The sequence below is a fragment of the Sphingomonas dokdonensis genome (assembly GCF_002197685.1).
GTDB classification, from domain to species: domain Bacteria; phylum Pseudomonadota; class Alphaproteobacteria; order Sphingomonadales; family Sphingomonadaceae; genus Sphingomonas; species Sphingomonas dokdonensis.
On sequence record NZ_NBBI01000001.1, the window covers coordinates 468314 to 486972 of the forward strand.

The 18659-nt window shown below is 66.3% G+C and carries 14 protein-coding genes; 7 read left to right on the top strand and 7 right to left on the bottom strand.

Translation table 11 applies throughout. From position 1 onward, the window contains the following. Positions 1-15 precede the first annotated feature (15 nt). The 6 genes from SPDO_RS02275 to SPDO_RS02300 form a co-directional block, all read right to left on the bottom strand. Positions 16-1278: an ABC transporter permease gene (locus SPDO_RS02275; RefSeq protein WP_088365805.1), complete on the bottom strand. Its 1263-nt coding sequence runs from the start codon at positions 1276-1278 to the stop codon at positions 16-18. Then, positions 1275-2714 (bottom strand): ABC transporter permease, encoded by a 1440-nt coding sequence (locus SPDO_RS02280; RefSeq protein WP_088365806.1) that lies wholly within the window; start codon positions 2712-2714, stop codon positions 1275-1277. The genes SPDO_RS02275 and SPDO_RS02280 overlap by 4 nt, the downstream gene beginning before the upstream one ends. Continuing rightward, positions 2711-3460, bottom strand: a complete 750-nt coding sequence (locus tag SPDO_RS02285) for an ABC transporter ATP-binding protein (RefSeq protein ID WP_088365807.1) — start codon at positions 3458-3460, stop codon at positions 2711-2713. Before SPDO_RS02285 ends, SPDO_RS02280 begins: the two co-directional genes overlap by 4 nt. Positions 3461-3472: 12 nt before the next feature. Continuing rightward, positions 3473-5548, bottom strand: a complete 2076-nt coding sequence (locus tag SPDO_RS02290) for a TonB-dependent siderophore receptor (RefSeq protein ID WP_088365808.1) — start codon at positions 5546-5548, stop codon at positions 3473-3475. 167 nt (positions 5549-5715) lie between these two features. Further along, positions 5716-7509, bottom strand: coding sequence for a M14 family metallopeptidase (locus SPDO_RS02295; RefSeq protein ID WP_088365809.1), 1794 nt, complete (start codon positions 7507-7509; stop codon positions 5716-5718). A gap of 129 nt (positions 7510-7638) precedes the next feature. Then, the gene (locus SPDO_RS02300) at positions 7639-8544 is read right to left on the bottom strand and encodes a LysR family transcriptional regulator (protein ID WP_088365810.1); all 906 of its coding nucleotides are present in this window, start codon (positions 8542-8544) and stop codon (positions 7639-7641) included. Between the two features lie 144 nt (positions 8545-8688). On the opposite strand from SPDO_RS02300, the gene SPDO_RS02305 reads away from it, so the two are divergent. Together SPDO_RS02305 and SPDO_RS02310 are read left to right on the top strand one after the other, a co-directional pair. Further along, positions 8689-9582 (top strand): transporter, encoded by an 894-nt coding sequence (locus SPDO_RS02305; RefSeq protein ID WP_088365811.1) that lies wholly within the window; start codon positions 8689-8691, stop codon positions 9580-9582. A 22-nt stretch (positions 9583-9604) separates the two neighbouring features. Then, the gene (locus SPDO_RS02310; RefSeq protein WP_088365812.1) at positions 9605-11317 is read left to right on the top strand and encodes a GMC family oxidoreductase; all 1713 of its coding nucleotides are present in this window, start codon (positions 9605-9607) and stop codon (positions 11315-11317) included. Positions 11318-11321: 4 nt separating this feature from the next. Here SPDO_RS02310 and SPDO_RS02315 read toward each other — a convergent pair whose 3' ends face one another. Next, positions 11322-12209: a LysR family transcriptional regulator gene (locus tag SPDO_RS02315; RefSeq protein WP_088365813.1), complete on the bottom strand. Its 888-nt coding sequence runs from the start codon at positions 12207-12209 to the stop codon at positions 11322-11324. Between the two features lie 114 nt (positions 12210-12323). On the opposite strand from SPDO_RS02315, the gene SPDO_RS02320 reads away from it, so the two are divergent. The 5 genes from SPDO_RS02320 to SPDO_RS02340 all read left to right on the top strand — a co-directional run bounded on the left by SPDO_RS02320 (position 12324) and on the right by SPDO_RS02340 (position 18395). After that, positions 12324-13772 carry an aldehyde dehydrogenase family protein gene (locus tag SPDO_RS02320; RefSeq protein WP_088365814.1) on the top strand — a complete coding sequence of 483 codons (1449 nt, stop codon included), beginning with the start codon at positions 12324-12326 and terminating at the stop codon, positions 13770-13772. Between the two features lie 34 nt (positions 13773-13806). Then, positions 13807-14553: a glucose 1-dehydrogenase gene (locus tag SPDO_RS02325; RefSeq protein WP_088365815.1), complete on the top strand. Its 747-nt coding sequence runs from the start codon at positions 13807-13809 to the stop codon at positions 14551-14553. A 15-nt stretch (positions 14554-14568) separates the two neighbouring features. Further along, the gene (locus SPDO_RS02330) at positions 14569-15672 is read left to right on the top strand and encodes an NAD(P)-dependent alcohol dehydrogenase (RefSeq protein ID WP_088365816.1); all 1104 of its coding nucleotides are present in this window, start codon (positions 14569-14571) and stop codon (positions 15670-15672) included. Positions 15673-15713: 41 nt separating this feature from the next. Beyond that, positions 15714-17171, top strand: coding sequence for an aldehyde dehydrogenase family protein (locus tag SPDO_RS02335; protein WP_245829001.1), 1458 nt, complete (start codon positions 15714-15716; stop codon positions 17169-17171). A gap of 81 nt (positions 17172-17252) precedes the next feature. Beyond that, positions 17253-18395 (top strand): CaiB/BaiF CoA transferase family protein, encoded by a 1143-nt coding sequence (locus SPDO_RS02340; protein ID WP_088365817.1) that lies wholly within the window; start codon positions 17253-17255, stop codon positions 18393-18395. Positions 18396-18659: the final 264 nt, after the last annotated feature.

Genomic DNA, 18659 nt, shown 5'->3' on the forward strand with positions numbered 1-18659 from the left:
CGGCCCGCGCTGCATTCAGCGCCCGGGCACGTCCTCAAATACCGGCGCGCGGTCAAAATCCGCCTTGCCGAACGGCAGGTCGCGGAAAAGGTAGCGGTAGTAGAACGCGCGCAACCGCGCGTGGAAATCGCGTACCCGGTCCTGATAGGCGAGCCGGCCGCGCAGGTCCGTATCGGCGAGGCGGGTGAGCAATCCCTGCACGCCGACCGACGGCAGTACCCAGCCAAGCGCCCGGCCGGCAGCGTCGCGCGCCTCCAGCCCGGCGCGGTACGCGGCCACGCGCTTCGCCACGCTCTCGTCACCGTTCTGGTGAAAGGCGAGGTACCATTTATAGTGGAATTCCGGCCCGAGCGGTGCCGAATCCGACCACTCGGGATGATTGGCGTAAAAACGGCGCATGGTGTTCTCGCGTGGCACGTCCCAGGCGTGGTTGACCGCCTCACGCTGGGCGAGCGCGATCTCCGCGCCCTGCGCGACGGGCACCGCGGCGTTGATCGCGACATGGCCGAGCGTGGGGACGATCAGCACGAGTACCAGCCACGCCGCGGCAAGCGTGGCGGCATTCGCCACCGAGCTCCAGCGCAGCCGCCCGATCAGCACGGCAAGCGCCACCCAGAACAGCAGATAAGCGGCGGTCACCAGCACCACGATCGCAATCACCGGCAGCGACACGCCTTCGATCGCGGCGGCGACGACGAAAGGGATCGACAGCACCGCCCACAGCAGCGCCAGACGCAGCGACGTGCGGCGGCGCCACAGCGCCCGACCGCCATGCGGCAGCGCCTCCAGCGTACGGAGCCGCCCTGCCTCCCGCTCACCGGACACCAGATCGTGGAACAGCGCGATCACGAACAGCGGCGACAGGAACACCAGCACAAAGGCGAAGTCGAAGCGGCCGGGCAGCGCCAGCTCCGGATTGAACGTGTCGCCGTCATAGATCTGCGCCTCCAGCCCAAGCGCGCGGACGCGCTGAATATAGGGCGCGACATCGCGCATGCCGATGGCGGCGAAGGCGAGCGGTGCGGGTGCATCCCATGTCGGGTGGAAGCTGTAATAGGCTGCGCTGCCGGCATCCTTGGTCCGGTCGACGTAATCGGCGACCGCGTCGATATCCTCCGCCTGGGCGGCCGGCACCGCGGCGATGGCGGCGCGCTGCCGCGCGACCTCCGCCATGCCGCTGACCAGCGCCGCGATCGTCAGCACGCCGAGCAGCGCCAGCGCGACGATGGTGAGCCGCTGGCGGAGCAGCAGGCGCAATTCGTAGCGGACGAGGCTCATCGACGGGCTCCCAGACGACGGGTGGCGAGCGCGAGCAGGACGGCGGCGAGCGCCAGCCAGCCGATCACGATGGCAAGGCCCGGCGCCGCGCCAGCCGCCAGTGTCGCACCGCTCGGTGCCGTGTAGATGAAGTCGGGCATTTGCTGCCAAGCGGTGGCGGACACGCGCTTGCGACGGTCGGCACCGGCGTCGACGGCTGTATCGTCGGCATAGCTGACGTCTTCCGCCTGCATCCTGTTCAGCCGCTGGACCAGCGCGTAGCGATATGCCTCGGCCTGTTCGAGGAAGCGGCGATGCCCGGCGAAATCGGTGCCGGCTGCGGCCATCGACAGCGACCGGAGCGCGATGGTCGGGCTCAGCAGACCGATCCCCTCGACGAGCGCGTTCTGCCGGCGCTGCGCGTCATAGCTGGCGGTGGCATAGCGATCGAACAGGGTCGTGGTCAGCCGCTCCCCCTCCAGTCCGAGCAGGCCCTTGTAGTTGACCGGCAGGTCCTCGACGCGGGTCACGCCGTAGCGGTCGAGCACCGATCGCTTGAACGCGGCGAAATGGGGGTCGTCGGGATTGTGGCTGTCGCCCATGGTACGCAGGTCGCGGGCGATCGCCACATCGGTCTGCAACCGGTTCTGCAGCGGCACCGCGGCGCTCGCCACGTCGGGCGCGACGCGTGGCAGGAGCACAACGGCGACCGTCCACAGCGCGACCAGTGCGAGCAGCGCGTCGCGGCTGCGGCGAACGGCGGCGGACACCAGGACGATCAGCACCACCCATAGCGCCAGATAGGCCGCATAGCCGATCGCGATGGTCGCCATCGGCAGCGCAAGTGCCCCTGGCTGCCCGGCAAGCGCGACAAAGCCGATCATCGCCGGCAATCCCGTCAGCAGCGCCACCGCGCCCAGCGCCATCAGCTTGCCGCGCACCACCTGGCCGCGCGTTGCGCCCTGCAACATCAGCATGCGGATCGTGCCGCGCTCCGTCTCGCGCGCCAAAGCGCCATAGCCGAGGAAGATCAGCAGCAGGGGCGCCACCACCTGAAGGACGAACGCCGGGGTCAGCTGCCCGAAGCGGACCAGCAGCGAGCTTTGGCGCACGTCGCCGAAATTGGCGGTATTCTGCCGGTGCCCTTCCAGGAACATGCTGCTGCCGGTGAACGCGTCCACGCCGGGGTCGAAGGCGGCGAGGGGGCCGAGCGGGCGGAAGATGAAATGGCCGTAATGGACCACCCGGTGCGGGTGGCGATCGGGCTGCGCGTCAAAGGCATGTTCCGCCTCATGCTGGTGCCGCGCGCGCAGTTCGGCGTTGCCGCGCTGGTGCGACCAGGAGCTCAGCACCGCGACCAACGTCAGCAACACCAGCAGCGCAAAGGCGATCACCGCGACCCGGTTGCGCACCATCAGGCGCAATTCGTCGCGGGCGATGAGGCGGGTCACGCTCATGCCGCAAGCCGCTTCGACGCGACGGCGAAGCGGGCGTGCAGCGCACGCACGTCGAACCGCTCGGTGCCGCTCGCCGCGACCTCCTCGACGATCCGGCCGCCTTCGAGGAAGCCGATGCGATCCGCCACGTCCGCGGCGGAGAGCAGGTCGTGCGTCACCATCAGCACCGCGGTGCCGCGATCGCGCACCGCCCGCACCAGCGCATTGAAGTCGGCCGTGGCGCGCGGGTCCAGTCCGGACGTCGGCTCGTCCAGCAGCAGCACCGGCACCTCGCGCAGCAGGGCGACCGCGATCGCGACCTTCTGCCGCATGCCCTTCGAAAAGCCGCCCAGCCGCTGGTCCCAGGCGCGTTCCTGAAGCCCTGCCGCGGCCAGCGCATCGGTGATGACGCCGCGATCCTTGCGATCACCCGACAGCGCCAGCAGATAGTCCGCATTCTCGATCGCGGTCAGATGTTCGTACAATGCCACATTCTCCGGCAGGTAGGCGATCCGCCGCCGCGCCGCGTCGGGCGCCACGCCGGGATCGATCCCCGCAACCAGCACCGTTCCCGACTGCGCGCGCACGAAGCCGAGCAGCGTCGACAGCGTGGTCGACTTGCCCGCCCCATTGCCGCCCAGCAATGCGGTGATGCTGCCCGCCGGCACGTGCAGCGTCAGGCCGTCCAGAACGCGATGCTCGTCATAAGAGAGCGTCAGGTCCTGGATGTGGATCGCGTTCGGCGCGTTCGAAATGTCGTGGCTCATGGAATTGGGTCCTCAAATCTCGAAGCGGAGCGACGCCCGGATGGTGCGCGGCGCGCCCGGGTAGATCCACAGCGCGCTGTAGGAGCTGGCGGCGTATCGCTGATCGAACAGATTGTCGGCCTCCAGCCGAAAGCGCAGGTTTTCCGTCACCGGTGCCTCGATCGCGGCCTTGGCCTTTACATAGGCGGGGAGAATGATCGGGTTCAGTGTCACCGCGCCGGTGCGGTCCCCGACATAGGCGACGCCGCCGCTCAGCTGCCATTCGCCGCGCGCCGAGGGGATACGGTGCACGACCAGCAAGGTGCCCGAATGCTCCGGTACGTTCAGCACATCTGGCGTCGGAAAGGCCTCATCATCCGCCTTCGCATCTAGCCAAGCGTAATTGGCAACGATCTGCCATCGACGCCCGAAACGCGCCGAGGCATCCAGTTCGATGCCTTGGCTGACGAGGCTACCAACGGGAGCGAGAAAGTCCGGGTATCGCGGATTGGTGGTAAGGATGTCCTTTTTACGGATGTCGAACCAGGTTGCAGCTACATCAATGCCGGGCAGTTTTGCGGCAATGCCCACTTCATACCCGCGTCCCGTCTCCGGCCCGAAGCCATTGCCGTCGCGGTCCGTGCCAGTGTTCAACGAGAAGTTTTCGCCCCAGTTCGCGTGAACTGCCACAGCATCTGTCAACCGGTAGCGGCCGCCCACGCGGAAATTGACGGGCTCGTCGATGTTACGTCCTGTCACGCCGCTGTTGTTGTTGACGATCTTCTGCTGGTACGGGTCGATACGCGCACCGCCGACCAGCGTCAGGCGATCGGTGACTTCCCACATGTCCTGAATGTAGAAGGTGCCGACCCAGCGGTTTTCGTCGTTGTTAGTGAACGGGCGAAGCGGCGCCGCCACCGCGCCATAAACAGGGTTGAACAGGTCGACGGCGTAGGGCGCCGCTTCGGATGGATTGATGCGCAGCCAGCGCTCCTGATACTGGAAGCGATAGCCCTTGATCCCCGCGCTGACACGATGCCGGCCGATCTGCCCCGCCAGTTCGAGCCGCGCCGACAGATCGTCCACGCTGAAGTCGCGCGATCGGCGCTGCCGCCACAGCGCAGTGCCGACGATGCGGGACTGATCCGCCGACAAGCCCTTCAGCGTGCCGGTGCGCCAGACCACGCCGCCGTTGAGCGTCCATCCGCTGCCCAGTTGCGCCAGGCCGGTCAACTGATGCTGATCGTTCACCGATCGGGTGAGGCCGTTCGACGGCTCGCCGTACCAGTTACTCCGCGGCAGTGCGTTGGCATCGCCGTTTATCGCCGGGATGCCGCGATCGAATGGCGTGTCGAAGCGGCTGAACTCGCCCGTATAGGTCAGGCGCAGCGCATCGCTCGGCTGCCAGGTGAGCGACGGCGACACGATGCGCCGATTGACCGTCACGAAATCGCGCCAGCCGTCGCTGTCCTCCGCCGCCACGACGATCCGCCCCGCCAGCGTGTCGGTCAGCGGGCCGGTCGCATCCACCTCGATCCGGCGGGTGTCGAACGACCCGTAGCTGATCGTGGCGTTGGCGTGCGGGGTGAATCGCGGCACCTTGGTGACGATGTTGACGCGCCCGCCCGGATCGACGTCGCCAAACAGCGCGCCGGCCGGACCCTTCAGCACCTCGATCCGCTCGGTCGTGGCCGGATCGCGCGGCGGCGCCATGCCGCGGTTCGCCAGAAAGCCGTTCACGTAATATTCGGCGCCGCCATCGGGCGTGCCCAGAAAGCCGCGCACGGCGAAATTGTCGATCACCCCGCCGCGATTGTTCTGCTGGCTGAACCCGCTGACCAGTTCCAGGGCGTCGCTCAGCCGATAGGTGCCCGCCGCGTCCAGGATGTCGCGCTCGATCGAACGGCTGGACTGGGACATGCGCTCGGTGACGATGTCCGACGATTGGGTGCGGTCGATCGAGCTACGAGTGCCCAGCACGACGATGTCGGAGGGTTCGCCGCGGTTGGTGGCGGTCGTCTGCGCGAAGGCTGGAGCCGCACCGACGATCAGCGCAAGCCCAAGGGCGGACGAACGCAGATGCACGGCGAAGCTGGACTGAACGGACATGGATACTCCCTGAGCGCCGACCCGACCTGCGCCAAGCCGACGAAAACGATATGTTGCAACATGCCATACTTATCGTGCGCGGCAGCGCAACAGAGTTAACGACGTTATATTGTTACGGTTTGTTGCCGTTTGTCGCGGATCAGTTCGGCGTCAGTGTTCAGCCGCAGTCAGTCGACTTCGCGCGCGATGGGGTAGCGGAACGGGTAGGGATGCCCGGGGCCCGCCTCGGCATACAGCCACGCAAGCCGCGCATCGGGATCGGCGGCAAAGGCCGCGTCGGCCTTCAGCTTCGCGTCGAACCGCGCCTTCACCGTAGGGTCGGTCGCGAGCAGCCGGTCGCCTAGCGCGGCGAGCACGAACGCGTCCGTGTTCGGGGCGGGCGCGAGCATCTCGGGGAAGAAGCCCCAGGCGAGGAACGAATCCTGGCTCTCCGGCTCCAGCAGCGCTGCCGCGAGCAGCCCGAGCGGCTGATCCGCGGGCACCCGCACGCTGCCCGCGGGCATGTCCTCTTCGACTGTTTCGTGTTCGAACTTGGCGGTGATCGGATAGCGGCCTTCGCTCGCTTGCAGAACCTCGGGGTCGACCAGGCGCACGCTGTCGAGCGTCAGGCGGCGCGGGGCGGTGATCGTCTCGGTCGCGATGCCGTGCAGGCGCAGGCGCTCGATCACCTCGGTCTGCGCGGCGGGCACCCACCACGCCTTGGGCAGGCGCACCGTCTCCGTCGCGGTCTGTCCGATGACCGGCATGCGGAAGGTGACGGGCTTGCCCAGCCAGCGTTGTTCCATCCGGCCCGATGCGGGGGACCGATAGGTGTCGAATGCCACGCCCTTGAACCGTTCGATCCAGCCGATCGGCTCCTTGGCGGGCGTCCAGCGGGTGAGCAGCGTCGCCGGGCGGCTGGCACGATCCTGCGCCTTGGCGGCAGCGATCCTGCCGGCATCCGTCGCCGCAACCTTCAGCGCCGCCTCAAGGAGGACGTACGTGCCCAGCACGCGCTGGCGATAGGGCTTCAGCATGTGGTTTTCGACCAGCACGGTCGGCACGCCGATGAAGTCGCCATAGCCGGTCGAATAGCGCGGCCCTTCGGGGCTGTAGCGAATGCCCTTGGACGGCTGGCGCGTGTCGATCGGGCTTGGGTAGATGATCGGCGTGTGGCCGGCCTTCGTCAGCGCGGTCGACACCGCGGGACCGAAGCGGCCCATCAGCCAGTCGGCCGTCGCGCGATGCCGCGCATAGGTGCCCCAACCGGCATAGGTGAAGGTGATGTCATACTGCATGTCGAAGCCCTCGCTGACATGACAATCGACATAGAGGATCGGGTCGAGTGACCGGATCAGCGCAACCATCGAGCGCGATTCCGGCGCGTCCAGCTTTGCATAGTCACGGTTCAGGTCGATGTTGCGCGCGTTGGCGTCGCGGCCTTTGCTTGCCGGGCCACGCACGTGCGGAAAATTGTACGGGCTCATCTGTTCGTGCCCGTCGATGTTGTAGATCGGCACGAACACCAGGTCGACCGCGTCGAGCAGGTCCGCTTTGCCGCGCAGTGCGATGTCACGCAGCAGCATGAGCCCGGCGTCCTTGCCGTCGATCTCGCCCGCGTGGATCCCGCCCTGCACCAGCACGACGGGCTTCGCCGCACCCTGCGCGCCGCGCCCCTTGCTCGCGCGCACGAGGATCATGTCGCGGCCTTCGGTGGTGTGCCCGAACGTCTCCACGGTGATGAGCGGGGAGGCGGCGGCGAGCCGCTCGAGCCATGCCTTCACCTCGGCATAGCGCGGCGTCGTCTCGAAACGCGCCGCCTCGGCCGGGGTGATCCAGGGATCGCCCGCCTTGGCGACCAGCGCCTCGCTCTTGCCGGACCAGGGCAGCGTCGGTGGCAGTGGAGCAGGCTGTTCCTGTGCGAGAGCCGGCGCGGTGGCGGTGGAGAGTAGCAGGGCAAGCGAAGTGGCGCGAACGAGCAAGAACGATCCTCATGTGGCTGGTGGCGACGCGACGATCTTGAACCGCTCTGCCGTCGATCTACACCAGATACGAAACGTTGTAACATCCCGCAACCGGCTACGGGTCATCTGGCCATGGTGCAGTCCTTCTCAGGACACTGTCGGGCGGGTGCCGGCCGTTTGTTGCAGATGGCTGGCCAGCGTTCCGACCAGCGAAGTCGGAAGTGTACCGATTGGCAGGCACAGCAGCATCCGCCTGGTCGCCCAGCTATCGGACAGCGGCACGACATCGAGCTTCATGGAGGCGGCAAAGCCGCGCGCTGCGATCAGTGGTAGGATGCCGTAGCCGAACCCGGCTTCCACCATCCGGCATACGCCGTCGAAGCTGCGCACCTGCATCCGCAGCCGGAGCGATACCTCTGCGCGTGCGGCCTGTTCGACCAGCGTCCGAGTTAGCGCGGTGGAGTTGAGCAAGCCGATGAAGTCCTGGTTCTGAACCTCGGCAAAGGCGATGCTGGTGCGGCCCGCCAGACTGCCGCGCGGTGCCAGCAGCGCGAGGTGATCGGTGCGATAGGGCAGCGTCTCGAGCTGCGGCGCAGGCGTGCCTCCGATGATGATGCCCAGGTCGGCGCGGCCGTCGCTTACCGCACTGACGATCTCGGAACTCATGTTTTCTTCCAGATCGAGCCGCACGTCCGGCCGTTCCGCGGCAAAGGCGGCGAGATCGGCGGGCAGGAACTGGATAATGGCGGACGGATTGGTCTGGATCCTGATGGTGCCGCGCATGCCACCGGCGAAATCCGCCAATTCGCCCTCGATCGACCGTACCTGTTCCAGCAAAATCCGGGCGCGGTCGAGCAGCACCGCGCCGGCGGGTGTCAGTGCCAAGCCCTGACGGCTTCGCCGAAACAGGCGAACATTCAGCCGCTCCTCCATCAGCGCGATGCGGCGCGATGCCGCTGCCAAAGCAAGGTTTGACTGTTCGGCCGCCTCGCTGAGCGTGCCGCTTTCGGCCGCCCGAACAAAGAGCCGCAGCGTGACGAGATCTCTGATCACCGACTTGAAAGATACCTTTATTTCGCAAAAGGCGAAACCACGATTGCTGATTTGGCGATATACCGGACCTTCTAAGCAATCAATACGCCCATCGTTACGGCTTTTCGCAAAGCGAGAAAGCTAAGAAGCGGTGGGAGGGGATTGATGACGCTTCGTATTTCGATGACGCGGCTGGTTGCCGCGGCGACAATCGGCTTTGGACCGGTGGTATTGGCAATGCCTGCGACCGCGCAGGCGATCGACGCGGGAGACTATGTGCCGGCGCCGGACGGCACGCAGCTTGGCCTCGTCTATCTGCAATATGCCAATGCCGGTGCGCTGTATCGGGACGGCAAGAAGGTCGATGACGACGCGGAACTGGAGAGCGCGATCTCCATCCTGCGCTATGTCGGCTTCACCAAGATCGGCGGCATGACCTTCGACTATCAGGTGCTTCAGCCATTCGGCCATCTGGCCGGCGGCGGATCGACCAAGAGCCTGGGCAAGACCACCGGCTTCGGCGACACGATCTTGGTCGGTACCTTGTGGCTGCACGAGGACGCCGAGCACCAGTCGTACTTCGGTGTGACGCCCTATCTCTTCCTCCCGACCGGCGACTATCGCGCATCGCGCGCGCTGAACCTCGGCGAGAACCGCTGGAAGGGATCGCTTCAGGCGGTGTACTCGAAGGGTTTCGGCAAGCACTTCATCGCGGAGCTTTCGGGCGACGTGATGATCTACGGCAACAACGACGATGCCGGTGCGGCCTCCGACGATCTGACGCAAAAGGCGACGGTTCGCATCCAGGGCTTTGCACGCTTCCCGCTCGACGCGCGCAACGAGCTGAACGCCCGCATCATGCATGTCACCGGCGGCGAGACGAAGATCAACGGAATCGAACAGAACAACGTCACGCGGACCACGTCGCTGCTCGGCACGTGGCGGCACAATTTCACGCCCAAGTGGCAGATCATGACGCAGGTCGGCGCCGACGTCGCAGTGCGCAACGGCTTCAAGGAAGGCGTGCGCGGGCAAATCCGCCTGCTGCGCGTGTTCTGACGATAGAATAGGGGAGAGGCAGATGAGGAACATTCTCGACACCCGCCGCCTCGACGCGGCGATGCGCGACCATGCCGCCGGCGCGATCGACCGCCGCGGCTTCATGAGCCGCGCGATGGCGGCCGGCGCAGCCTTTGCGCTGGCGGATGCATTGTGGATCGGCGGCGGCAAGGCGTGGGCGCAATCCACCCGGCAGGCCGCCGCTCCGCAGGCGGCAGACTATATCGTGATTGGCGCGGGCTCCGCCGGCGCCACGCTGGCCGGGCAATTGGCGCAGCGCACCGGCGCGTCGGTGCTGGTGCTGGAGGCTGGCTTGTCGGACCAGACTCCACTCGTCACCGACCCGTCGCAATGGCCCGCTGCGCTCGCGTCGCCGTTTACCAAGACCTACGAAACCACGCCGCAGACCCATGCGCAAAACCGTGTGGTGCCCTATCCGCGCGGCGAGGGGCTGGGCGGCTGTTCCAGCATCAATTGCATGATCTACTGCCGAGGATCGACGCAGGACTATGACGACTGGGCCTATAACGGGGCGACCGGCTGGGACTGGAACGCTGTCCTGCCGGATTACAAGGAGCTGGAGGACTGGCAGGGCGGGGCAAGCGCGCTGCGCGGCGCCGGCGGCCCGCTCCATGTCACGCGGCCTGACCCCGCAAAGGGTCACGAAGGCGCGGTCGCCTTCATGGAAGGCGCGAAGTCGCTCGGCTACAAGGAGACGGAGGATTTCAACGGCGGCACGCTGGAGGGGCCGGCCTGGGTGAACTTCACCGTCCATGCCGGGAAGCGGCAGAACAGCGCGGTGGCGTTTCTGCGCCCGGCGATGGCAGCAGGGGCCAAGCTGACGGTGCTGACCGAAGCGCCGGTGCTGAAGCTGGTGATCGAAAAAGGGCGCTGCGTCGGCGTCCAGTATCTTCACGCGGGCAAGCCGGTGACGGTGCGGGCGAACAAGGAAGTGATCCTGTCCGCCGGCGCGATCATCACGCCCAAGCTGCTGACTCTGTCCGGCATCGGCGATCCGGCACATTTGCGGAAGCTGGGCATCGAACCAGTCGCGGCGCTGACCGGCGTCGGGCGTAACCTTCAGGACCATGTGCTGGGCGCCGGCGTCAACTTCGAGGCGAAGCGGCCGGTACCGCCGACCAACTACAATCACTCGGAAGTGTATTTCTGGTCCAAGTCCGCGCCATCGCAGCCGGTGCCGGACATCAACGCGCTTTATGTCAGCGTACCCTTCGCAACCAAGGAGCTGAATCTCCAGCAGCAGCATGGCTATGCGATCCTGTGCGGCGTGATGCGGCCGAAATCGCGCGGCGCGGTAACGGTGATGTCCGCGGACCCGCGTGTCGATCCGCTGATCGATCCCAACTACCTGGCGGTCGAGCAGGACATGGTGGCGCTGAAGGCCGCAACCGATCTTGCGCGCGCGATCGGCAACAGCGACGCGTACAAGGACATCCGCAAGGCCGAACTGCTGCCGGGTGCGGCAGCGGACAGCCCGGCGAGCTACCGCGGGTTTCTGCAGAAATCCGTGTCGACGTACTTCCATCCGGTCGGCACGGCGAAGATGGGCACCGACGAAGGATCGGTGGTCGATCCGCAGTTGCGCGTACACGGAATCGAGGGGCTGCGCGTGGCGGACGCATCGGTGATGCCGACGATCACCACCGGCAACACCAACGCGCCATCGATCCTGATCGGCTATCGCGGCGCCAAGCTGATCGCCGGCGCGGCATGATCGGCTAATCGTCGGCGGTGACGCAGCTCATGAAGTTGCGCACCGCCGGCGGCAACGGTCCATCGCGACGATGCGCGACGACGAGCTGCGCCTTGGGGCCGTCGCCCGAGATGCGCGCATAGGTCACGCCCTGCGCATGAAGCTGACGCATCGATTCCGGCACCAGCGCGACGCCGACGCCCGCGGCGACCAGGTTGACGGTGGACGCCATCTGCGGCGCCTCCTGCGCGATGCGTGGCGAGAAGCCGGCGTTGCGGCAGGCGGCGATGATGCTGTCGTACAGCAGCCGGCCGTTGGCCCGCGGATAGAGGATGAACGGATCGCCGGCGAGATCGACCAGCGCGACGCTGGTGCGGCCCGCAAGCCGGTGGCGCGCCGGCAGGGCAACCCACAGGTCTTCGTCGGGCAAGCGCCGCGTCACCAATCCGTCAGTTTCGCCAAGCGCGGGACGCAGGAACGCAACGTCCAGCCCCCCGTCCGCCATCGCCTCCAGCAGCCGCACGGTGGTCTGCTCCACCAGGCGGATCGTCAGGTCGGGATGGCGCTCGCGAAAGCGCCCGATGATACGCGGCACGAGCGGGTTGAACGAGGCCGAGCTGGTGAAGCCGATCGTCAATGCGCCGATCTCGCCGCGCGCGGCACGCTTCGCCGCCTGCGCCGCCTGCTCTGCCGCGGTCACCGCCGCCTGCGCCAGTGGCATGAACGCCTTGCCGGCATCCGTCAGCTCCACCCCGCGCGTCAGGCGGTGGAACAATTGCACGCCAAGTTCCTGTTCCAGCTGCTTGATCTGCTGGCTGAGCGGGGGCTGGCCGATCCCTAGCCGGGCAGCGGCGCGGGTGAAGTGCCGCTCCTCCGCGATCGCCAGCGCGTATCGAAGGTGTCGAAGTTCCATATCTCAATCTAATCGAAAACGCACGAAGCCGCTATTAGACGTTATGGTATGCTCCGCCTATCTCCGTAACCAAGATGATGCCGGACGTGCACCGCGTCAGAGTCGGAGAGTGACATGAAGGTCGATTTCAGCCGCAACTTCATCGGCGGCGCCTGGGTGGATCCGCAGACCGATGCGACGTTGCCGGCGATCGATCCGGCGACGGGCAAGGCGTTTGGCGCGATCCCCGACAGTAGCGATGCCGATGTCGATCTTGCGGTACGTGCCGCCCGGCGCGCGTTCGACGACGGCGCGTGGGGCCGGACCACCGCGACGGAACGCGGACGCATGCTGACGCGGCTCGGCGACCTGATCCTAGCGAATGCCGCCGAGCTATCGGCGATCGAAGCCAAGGACACTGGCAAGCCCAAGAGCGTGGCGGATGCCGACATCGTCGCGCTCGCACGCTATTTCGAATTCTACGGCGGCGCGGCGGACAAGCTGCATGGCGAGACCATTCCGTATCTGTCCGGCTATCACGTCGGCGTGATCCACGAACCGCACGGCGTGACGGGCCACATCCTGCCGTGGAACTACCCGGCGCAGATGTTCGGCCGCACGCTCGCGCCCTCGCTTGCGGTCGGCAACGCCACGGTGCTGAAGCCCGCCGAGGACGCATCGGCCAGTGCGCTGCGCCTCGCCGAACTGGCCGCTGAGGCCGGCTTTCCGGAAGGCGCGCTCAATATCGTCACCGGGCGTGGCGCGACCGCCGGCGCGGCGCTGGCCGCGCATCACGGCGTCGACTTCATGTCCTTCACCGGCTCGCCGCAAGTCGGGCAGATCATCCAGAAGCTGTGCGCGGACCATTACATCACCTGCACGCTGGAGCTTGGCGGCAAGTCTCCGCAGATCGTGTTTGCCGATGCGGATTTCGACGCAGCAATCCCGGTGATCGTGAAGGCGATCGTCCAGAACAGCGGCCAGACCTGCTCCGCGGGCAGCCGCCTGCTGGTCGAGCGTTCCGCGCATGACGCGTTTGTCGCGCGGCTCGCCGAGGCGTTCGCCAAGGTGCGCGTCGGCGCGCCCGACATGGATCTCGACTGTGGTCCGATCATCACCGCCAAGCAGCAGGGGCGCGTGCAGAGCTTCCTTGATCAGGCGCGGGCGGACGGCATTGCGGTGCTGGCGGAAGGCACGCTGGCCGACGGCATCGCCGCCGATGGCTTTTACGTGAAGCCGACGTTGCTCGGCCCGGTACCCCGCGACAATGTCATCGCGCGCGAGGAAGTGTTCGGCCCGGTGCTGACCGTGCTGCCGTTCGACGACGAAGCCGATGCCGTGCGCCTTGCCAACGATACCGATTACGGCCTCGTTGCGGCGGTCTGGACGCGCGACGGCGGGCGACAGATGCGCATGGTGAAGAAGGTTCGTGCCGGCCAGGTGTTCGTCAATTGCTATGGCGCTGGGGCGGGCATCGAGCTGCCGTTCGGCGGCGCCGGCAAGAGTGGGCATGGGCGCGAAAAGGGCTTCGCCGCCCTTCACGATTTCAGCAAGACCAAGACGATGGTGCTCAACCACGGCTGAGCGGCGGCACGTCAAGTTTCCCCAGGAGAGTGAAATGGATTTGAACGGCAAGACCGCGCTGATCACGGGTGCGGCGAGCGGCTTCGGCGAGGCGATGGCGCACCGCTTCGCCGACCGGGGCGCGCGGGTCGCGATCGTCGATCTGAACCTCGACAAGGCGCAGGGCGTCGCCGACGCGATCGGGGCCGACAAGGCGATCGCACTGCGTGCGGATGTCAGCAAGCGCGCCGATATCGAAGCCGTCGTAGCCGCCACGACCGAACGGTTCGGCGTACCCGACATCGTCATCAACAACGCCGGTTACACGCACAAGAACCAGCCCGCGCTCGAAGTGGACGAGGAAACGTTCGATCGCGTCCTCGCCGTCAACATCAAGGGCATCTACCTGATGGTGCAGGCCGTGGTGCCCGCGATGCGCGACAATGGCGGGGGCGTGATCCTGAACGTCGGGTCGGTATCCGGCATCCGTCCGCGCCCGGGGCTCAGCTGGTATGCGGGATCGAAGGGCGCCACCAACGTCCTGTCCAAGGCGCTGGCGGTCGAGTTCGCGCCGATGAACATCCGCGTCAACGCCATCGCACCGGTGATGGGCGTGACCGGCATGCTCGCCGACTTCATGGGCATGGAGGACACGCCGGAGAACCGCGGCAAGTTCCTCGCCTCCATCCCGCTCGGCCGCCTGTGCGAGCCCGCCGACGTGGCGGAGGCCGCCCTGTACCTCGCCAGCGCCGACTACATCACGGGCGTCGAACTGCCGGTCGACGGCGGCCGCTCGGTCTGAACGGAAGGACGACACATGAAGGAAGGCAAAGCAGCGGTCATCCGCGAAAAGGCCTCGCCGCTCGCGGTGGAAACCGTGACGTTCGGGGCGCCGCAGGCAGACGAAGTGCTGGTCCGCATCGTCGGTACCGGCGTGTGCCACACCGACATGGTGGTGCGCGACCAGGGCTATCCCGTGCCGTTGCCGCTGGTCGCCGGCCATGAAGGCGCGGGCGTGGTGGAAGCGGTGGGTGAGAACGTGCGCACGCTCGCGGTCGGCGACCATGTCGTGCTTGCCTTCGGCCATTGCGGGGCGTGCGGGAACTGCAAGGCGGGCAAGCCGGGCTATTGCGTCGAATTCTACGATCGCAATTTCAAGGGCGCGCGGATGGATGGCAGCCAGGCGATCTGTGACCATCACGGCCACGATCTGGGCAGCGCCTTTTTCGCACAGTCGAGCTTCGGCACCTACGCCATCGCGACCGAGCGTAACGCGGTGAAGATCCGCAAGGACGTGCCGCTGGAGATGATGGGGCCGCTCGGCTGCGGCATTTCTACCGGAGCGGGCGCGGTGCTCAACGTGCTGAAGCCGCATGCCGGCGCGTCGATCGCGATCTTCGGCGCGGGCTCCGTCGGGCTTTCCGCGGTGATGGCGGCGGCCGCGATTGGCTGCACCACGATTATCGTCGTCGACCTGCACGATACCCGCCTCGAGCTCGCGCGGGAGCTTGGCGCGACGCACGTCGTCAACGGCGGCAGCGCCGATGCGGTGGAGGAGATCCGAAAGGCGACCGACGGGCGCGGCGCGGATTTCACGCTGGAATGCACCGGCGTCGCCAAGGTGCTGGTGCAGGCGGTGGAGGCACTGTGCATTCCGGGCATGTGCGGCCTGATCGGCGCGGCCGACATGGGCGTCACTGCCAGCCTCGACATGAACACCCTGCTGTTCGGCCGCACCGTGCGCGGCATCATCGAAGGCGACAGCGTGCCGCAGCTATTCATCCCGCAATTGATCGAATTGTGGCGCGCGGGTCGCTTCCCCTTTGATCGGCTGGTCCGCTTCTACCCGCTGGAAGAGATCAACCAGGCGATCGAGGATTCCGAGACCGGCCGGGTGCTGAAGCCGATCGTGCGGCCCTGACACCCTGATCGCTCAACCATCATCACTTTAGGAGAACAGACGTGAGCGCGGATACCCTGGAACGCAGCACCGTCACGGTCGATTTCGCCGGCCCCTACGCATTGTCGATCGACGGCAAGCTGGTCGAGACCAACAAGAGCTTCGACGTCTTCAACCCGGCGACCAATGCGGTGCTGGCGCAGGCGCCCGAAGGCACGGCCGAGCATATGGAAGCGGCGATCGCGGCAGCGAAGCGCGCATTCCCGGCCTGGTCGGCGATGGACGCCGACGCGCGCGGCGCGCTGATCGAGCGCTATGCCGACGCGCTGGAGGCGCACAAGGAGGAGCTGATCACGCTTCTTACGCAGGAACAGGGCAAGCCGCGCCACTCGATGGCGACGGGCGAGGTCGAGGCGGCGATCCACTGGGTACGGGAGGTCGGCAAGCGGCGCCTGCCGGTTGAGGTGATCGAGGATACCGACGAGCATGTCGTGGAGGTGCACCATACGCCGCTCGGCGTCGTCGGTGCCATCACGCCGTGGAACTTCCCGGTGCTGCTCGGCCTGTGGAAGGTCGCGCCATGCCTCGTCACCGGCAACACCATGGTGATGAAGCCGTCGCCGTACACGCCGCTGTGCACGTTGCGTTTCGGCGAGATCGCGCAGCAGATATTCCCGGCCGGTGTGCTCAACATCGTGTCGGGCGGTAACGACCTCGGCCAGCAGATGACCGAGCATCCCGACATCGCCAAGATCAGCTTCACCGGCTCCACCGCGACCGGCAAGAAGGTAATGGCATCGGGTTCGACCAACCTGAAGCGGATCACGCTTGAACTGGGCGGCAACGATGCCGCGATCGTGCTGGCGGACGCCGATTGGCAGCCGCTGATCCCGACCCTGTTCTGGGCGGCGTTCGGCAATTCGGGCCAATGGTGCATCGCGTCCAAGCGCTTGTACGTCCACCGCTCGATCCACGCGGCATTCGTGAAGGCGTTCGTGGATTATGCCAAGGACGTGAAGGTCGGCGACGGCATGGACCCGGCAACGGGCCTCGGGCCGATCCAGAACAAGATGCAGTTCGGCAAGCTGAAGGACCTGTTCGCCGACGTGAAGGCGAACGGCTATGCCGTGCCGCTGGGCGGCGAGATCGACGAAAGCCTCGCGGGCAATTTCGTGCCCGTCACCATCGTCGACAATCCGCCGGAGGACAGCCGCATCGTCAAGGAGGAGCCGTTCGGCCCGATCCTGCCGATCATCGCGTTCGACGATGTGGAGGAGGTGATCGCGAAGGCGAACGACAGCCCGTTCGGCCTCGCCGGTTCGGTATGGGGGCGTGATCGCGATGCGGCGATCGCGGTCGCCAAGCGGCTGGAGACGGGCACCGTTTGGGTGAACGAGATTCACATTCACGGCATCGACGTGCCGTTCGGCGGGCACAAGCAGTCGGGCATGGGCGTGGAAAACGGTCAGGAGGGTCTGGCCGAATTTACCAACACCAAGACGTACATGTTCAAGAAATAAGGCGGAGCGGCGCCCTTCCGCGGGAAAAGGGCGCCATCCGACGTGCCACGAACGATTGTCAAACGGGGAGGGACGGGAGCCATGCGCCCGCTCGAAGGGATCACTGTTGTCAGCCTGGAACATGCGATCGCCGCGCCATTTGCGACGCGGCAGCTCGCCGACCTTGGCGCACGCGTCATCAAGGTGGAGCGGCCGGGTGCCGGCGATTTCGCCCGCGCCTATGACGAGCGGGTGAACGGCCTTGCCTCGCACTTCGTATGGACCAACCGGTCGAAGGAGAGCGTGGCGCTCGACCTGAAGAGCGAAGATGGTGTGGAGGCGCTGCGTCGGCTGGTCGCCAAGGCCGACGTGCTGGTGCAGAATCTGGCGCCGGGTGCGACCGCGCGCATGGGCTTCGACGCCGCGACGCTGGCGGAACGGCATCCGGGGCTGATCCTGTGCGAAATTTCCGGCTTCGGTCAGAACGGGCCGGATCGCGATCGCAAGGCGTACGACTTGCTGATCCAGGCCGAATCGGGATTCCTCTCGGTGACGGGCACGCCCGACGAGGTGGTGAAGGCGGGCTGCTCGATCGCGGACATCGCGGCTGGCATGTATGCCTATACCAACATTCTTGCCGCGCTGATCGAGCGGGGGCGGACCGGCAAGGGCCGCCATATCGACGTATCGATGCTCGAGGCGATGGCCGAGTGGATGAGCTTTCCGCTATATTATGCCTTTGACGGCGCGCCGCAGCCGCCGCGCACTGGCGCGGCGCACGCCACCATTTACCCCTACGGGCCATTCGAAACGGCCGACGGCGTGGTGCTGTTCGGCATCCAGAACGAGCGGGAGTGGACGTCGTTCTGCGACAACGTTCTTCGCATGCCGACGCTGGCCGCCAATCCGTTGTTCGCGACCAATTCCGCACGCTCGACGAACCGGGCGGCACTCGCCGAAACGATTACTGCGGTGTTGGGTAAGCAGCCGACAACGGAGGTGGTTGCGGCGTTGGACTCGGCGAGGATCGCCAATGCTGCCGTGAACCAGATGGCCGACCTGTGGTCTCACCGCCAATTGGCTGCTCGTCAGCGGTGGCGCGAGGTGCAGACGCAGGCCGGCGCTGTTCCTGCGCTGCTGCCGCCGGGACAGACCGACGCTCGCATGGATCCGGTGCCCAGCCCCGGTGAACATACCGCACGCGTCTTGGCTGAGATCGGGATGTCGCCGCCCCCTAAAGCTTGATCGCAGGTGCATTAGCGCACCTGCTGCAATGCCGCGCTGCGGCAGCGTCTTGCCGAGATCAGCAAGCTGGCCGCGTCAGTTAATGGCGCGGCCAAAAGTGTGCTGTTTGCGGCCGGAACGGTAGCATTGCACCGTTGTAAGAGGCTGCCACTTGGCCCCCTCAATCACCAATTTGGACGTTCTGGCACTGCAGCACACAGGTGCTTGCAACGCAGCATAGGGAAGTACAGCTTACGGTTGCGTATAACTACTTAAGCTTACCGC

Excerpts from the sequence above, each read along its gene's own strand:
- SPDO_RS02340 (WP_088365817.1), top strand. The coding sequence starts at position 17,253 with ATGCGCCCGCTCGAAGGGATCACTGTTGTCAGCCTGGAACATGCGATC.
- SPDO_RS02310 (WP_088365812.1), top strand. The coding sequence starts at position 9,605 with ATGAGGAACATTCTCGACACCCGCCGCCTCGACGCGGCGATGCGCGAC.
- SPDO_RS02325 (WP_088365815.1), top strand. The coding sequence starts at position 13,807 with ATGGATTTGAACGGCAAGACCGCGCTGATCACGGGTGCGGCGAGCGGC.
- SPDO_RS02290 (WP_088365808.1), bottom strand. The coding sequence starts at position 5,548 with ATGTCCGTTCAGTCCAGCTTCGCCGTGCATCTGCGTTCGTCCGCCCTT.
- SPDO_RS02285 (WP_088365807.1), bottom strand. The coding sequence starts at position 3,460 with ATGAGCCACGACATTTCGAACGCGCCGAACGCGATCCACATCCAGGAC.
- SPDO_RS02315 (WP_088365813.1), bottom strand. The coding sequence starts at position 12,209 with ATGGAACTTCGACACCTTCGATACGCGCTGGCGATCGCGGAGGAGCGG.
- SPDO_RS02330 (WP_088365816.1), top strand. The coding sequence starts at position 14,569 with ATGAAGGAAGGCAAAGCAGCGGTCATCCGCGAAAAGGCCTCGCCGCTC.
- SPDO_RS02275 (WP_088365805.1), bottom strand. The coding sequence starts at position 1,278 with ATGAGCCTCGTCCGCTACGAATTGCGCCTGCTGCTCCGCCAGCGGCTC.
- SPDO_RS02320 (WP_088365814.1), top strand. The coding sequence starts at position 12,324 with ATGAAGGTCGATTTCAGCCGCAACTTCATCGGCGGCGCCTGGGTGGAT.
- SPDO_RS02280 (WP_088365806.1), bottom strand. The coding sequence starts at position 2,714 with ATGAGCGTGACCCGCCTCATCGCCCGCGACGAATTGCGCCTGATGGTG.
- SPDO_RS02305 (WP_088365811.1), top strand. The coding sequence starts at position 8,689 with ATGACGCTTCGTATTTCGATGACGCGGCTGGTTGCCGCGGCGACAATC.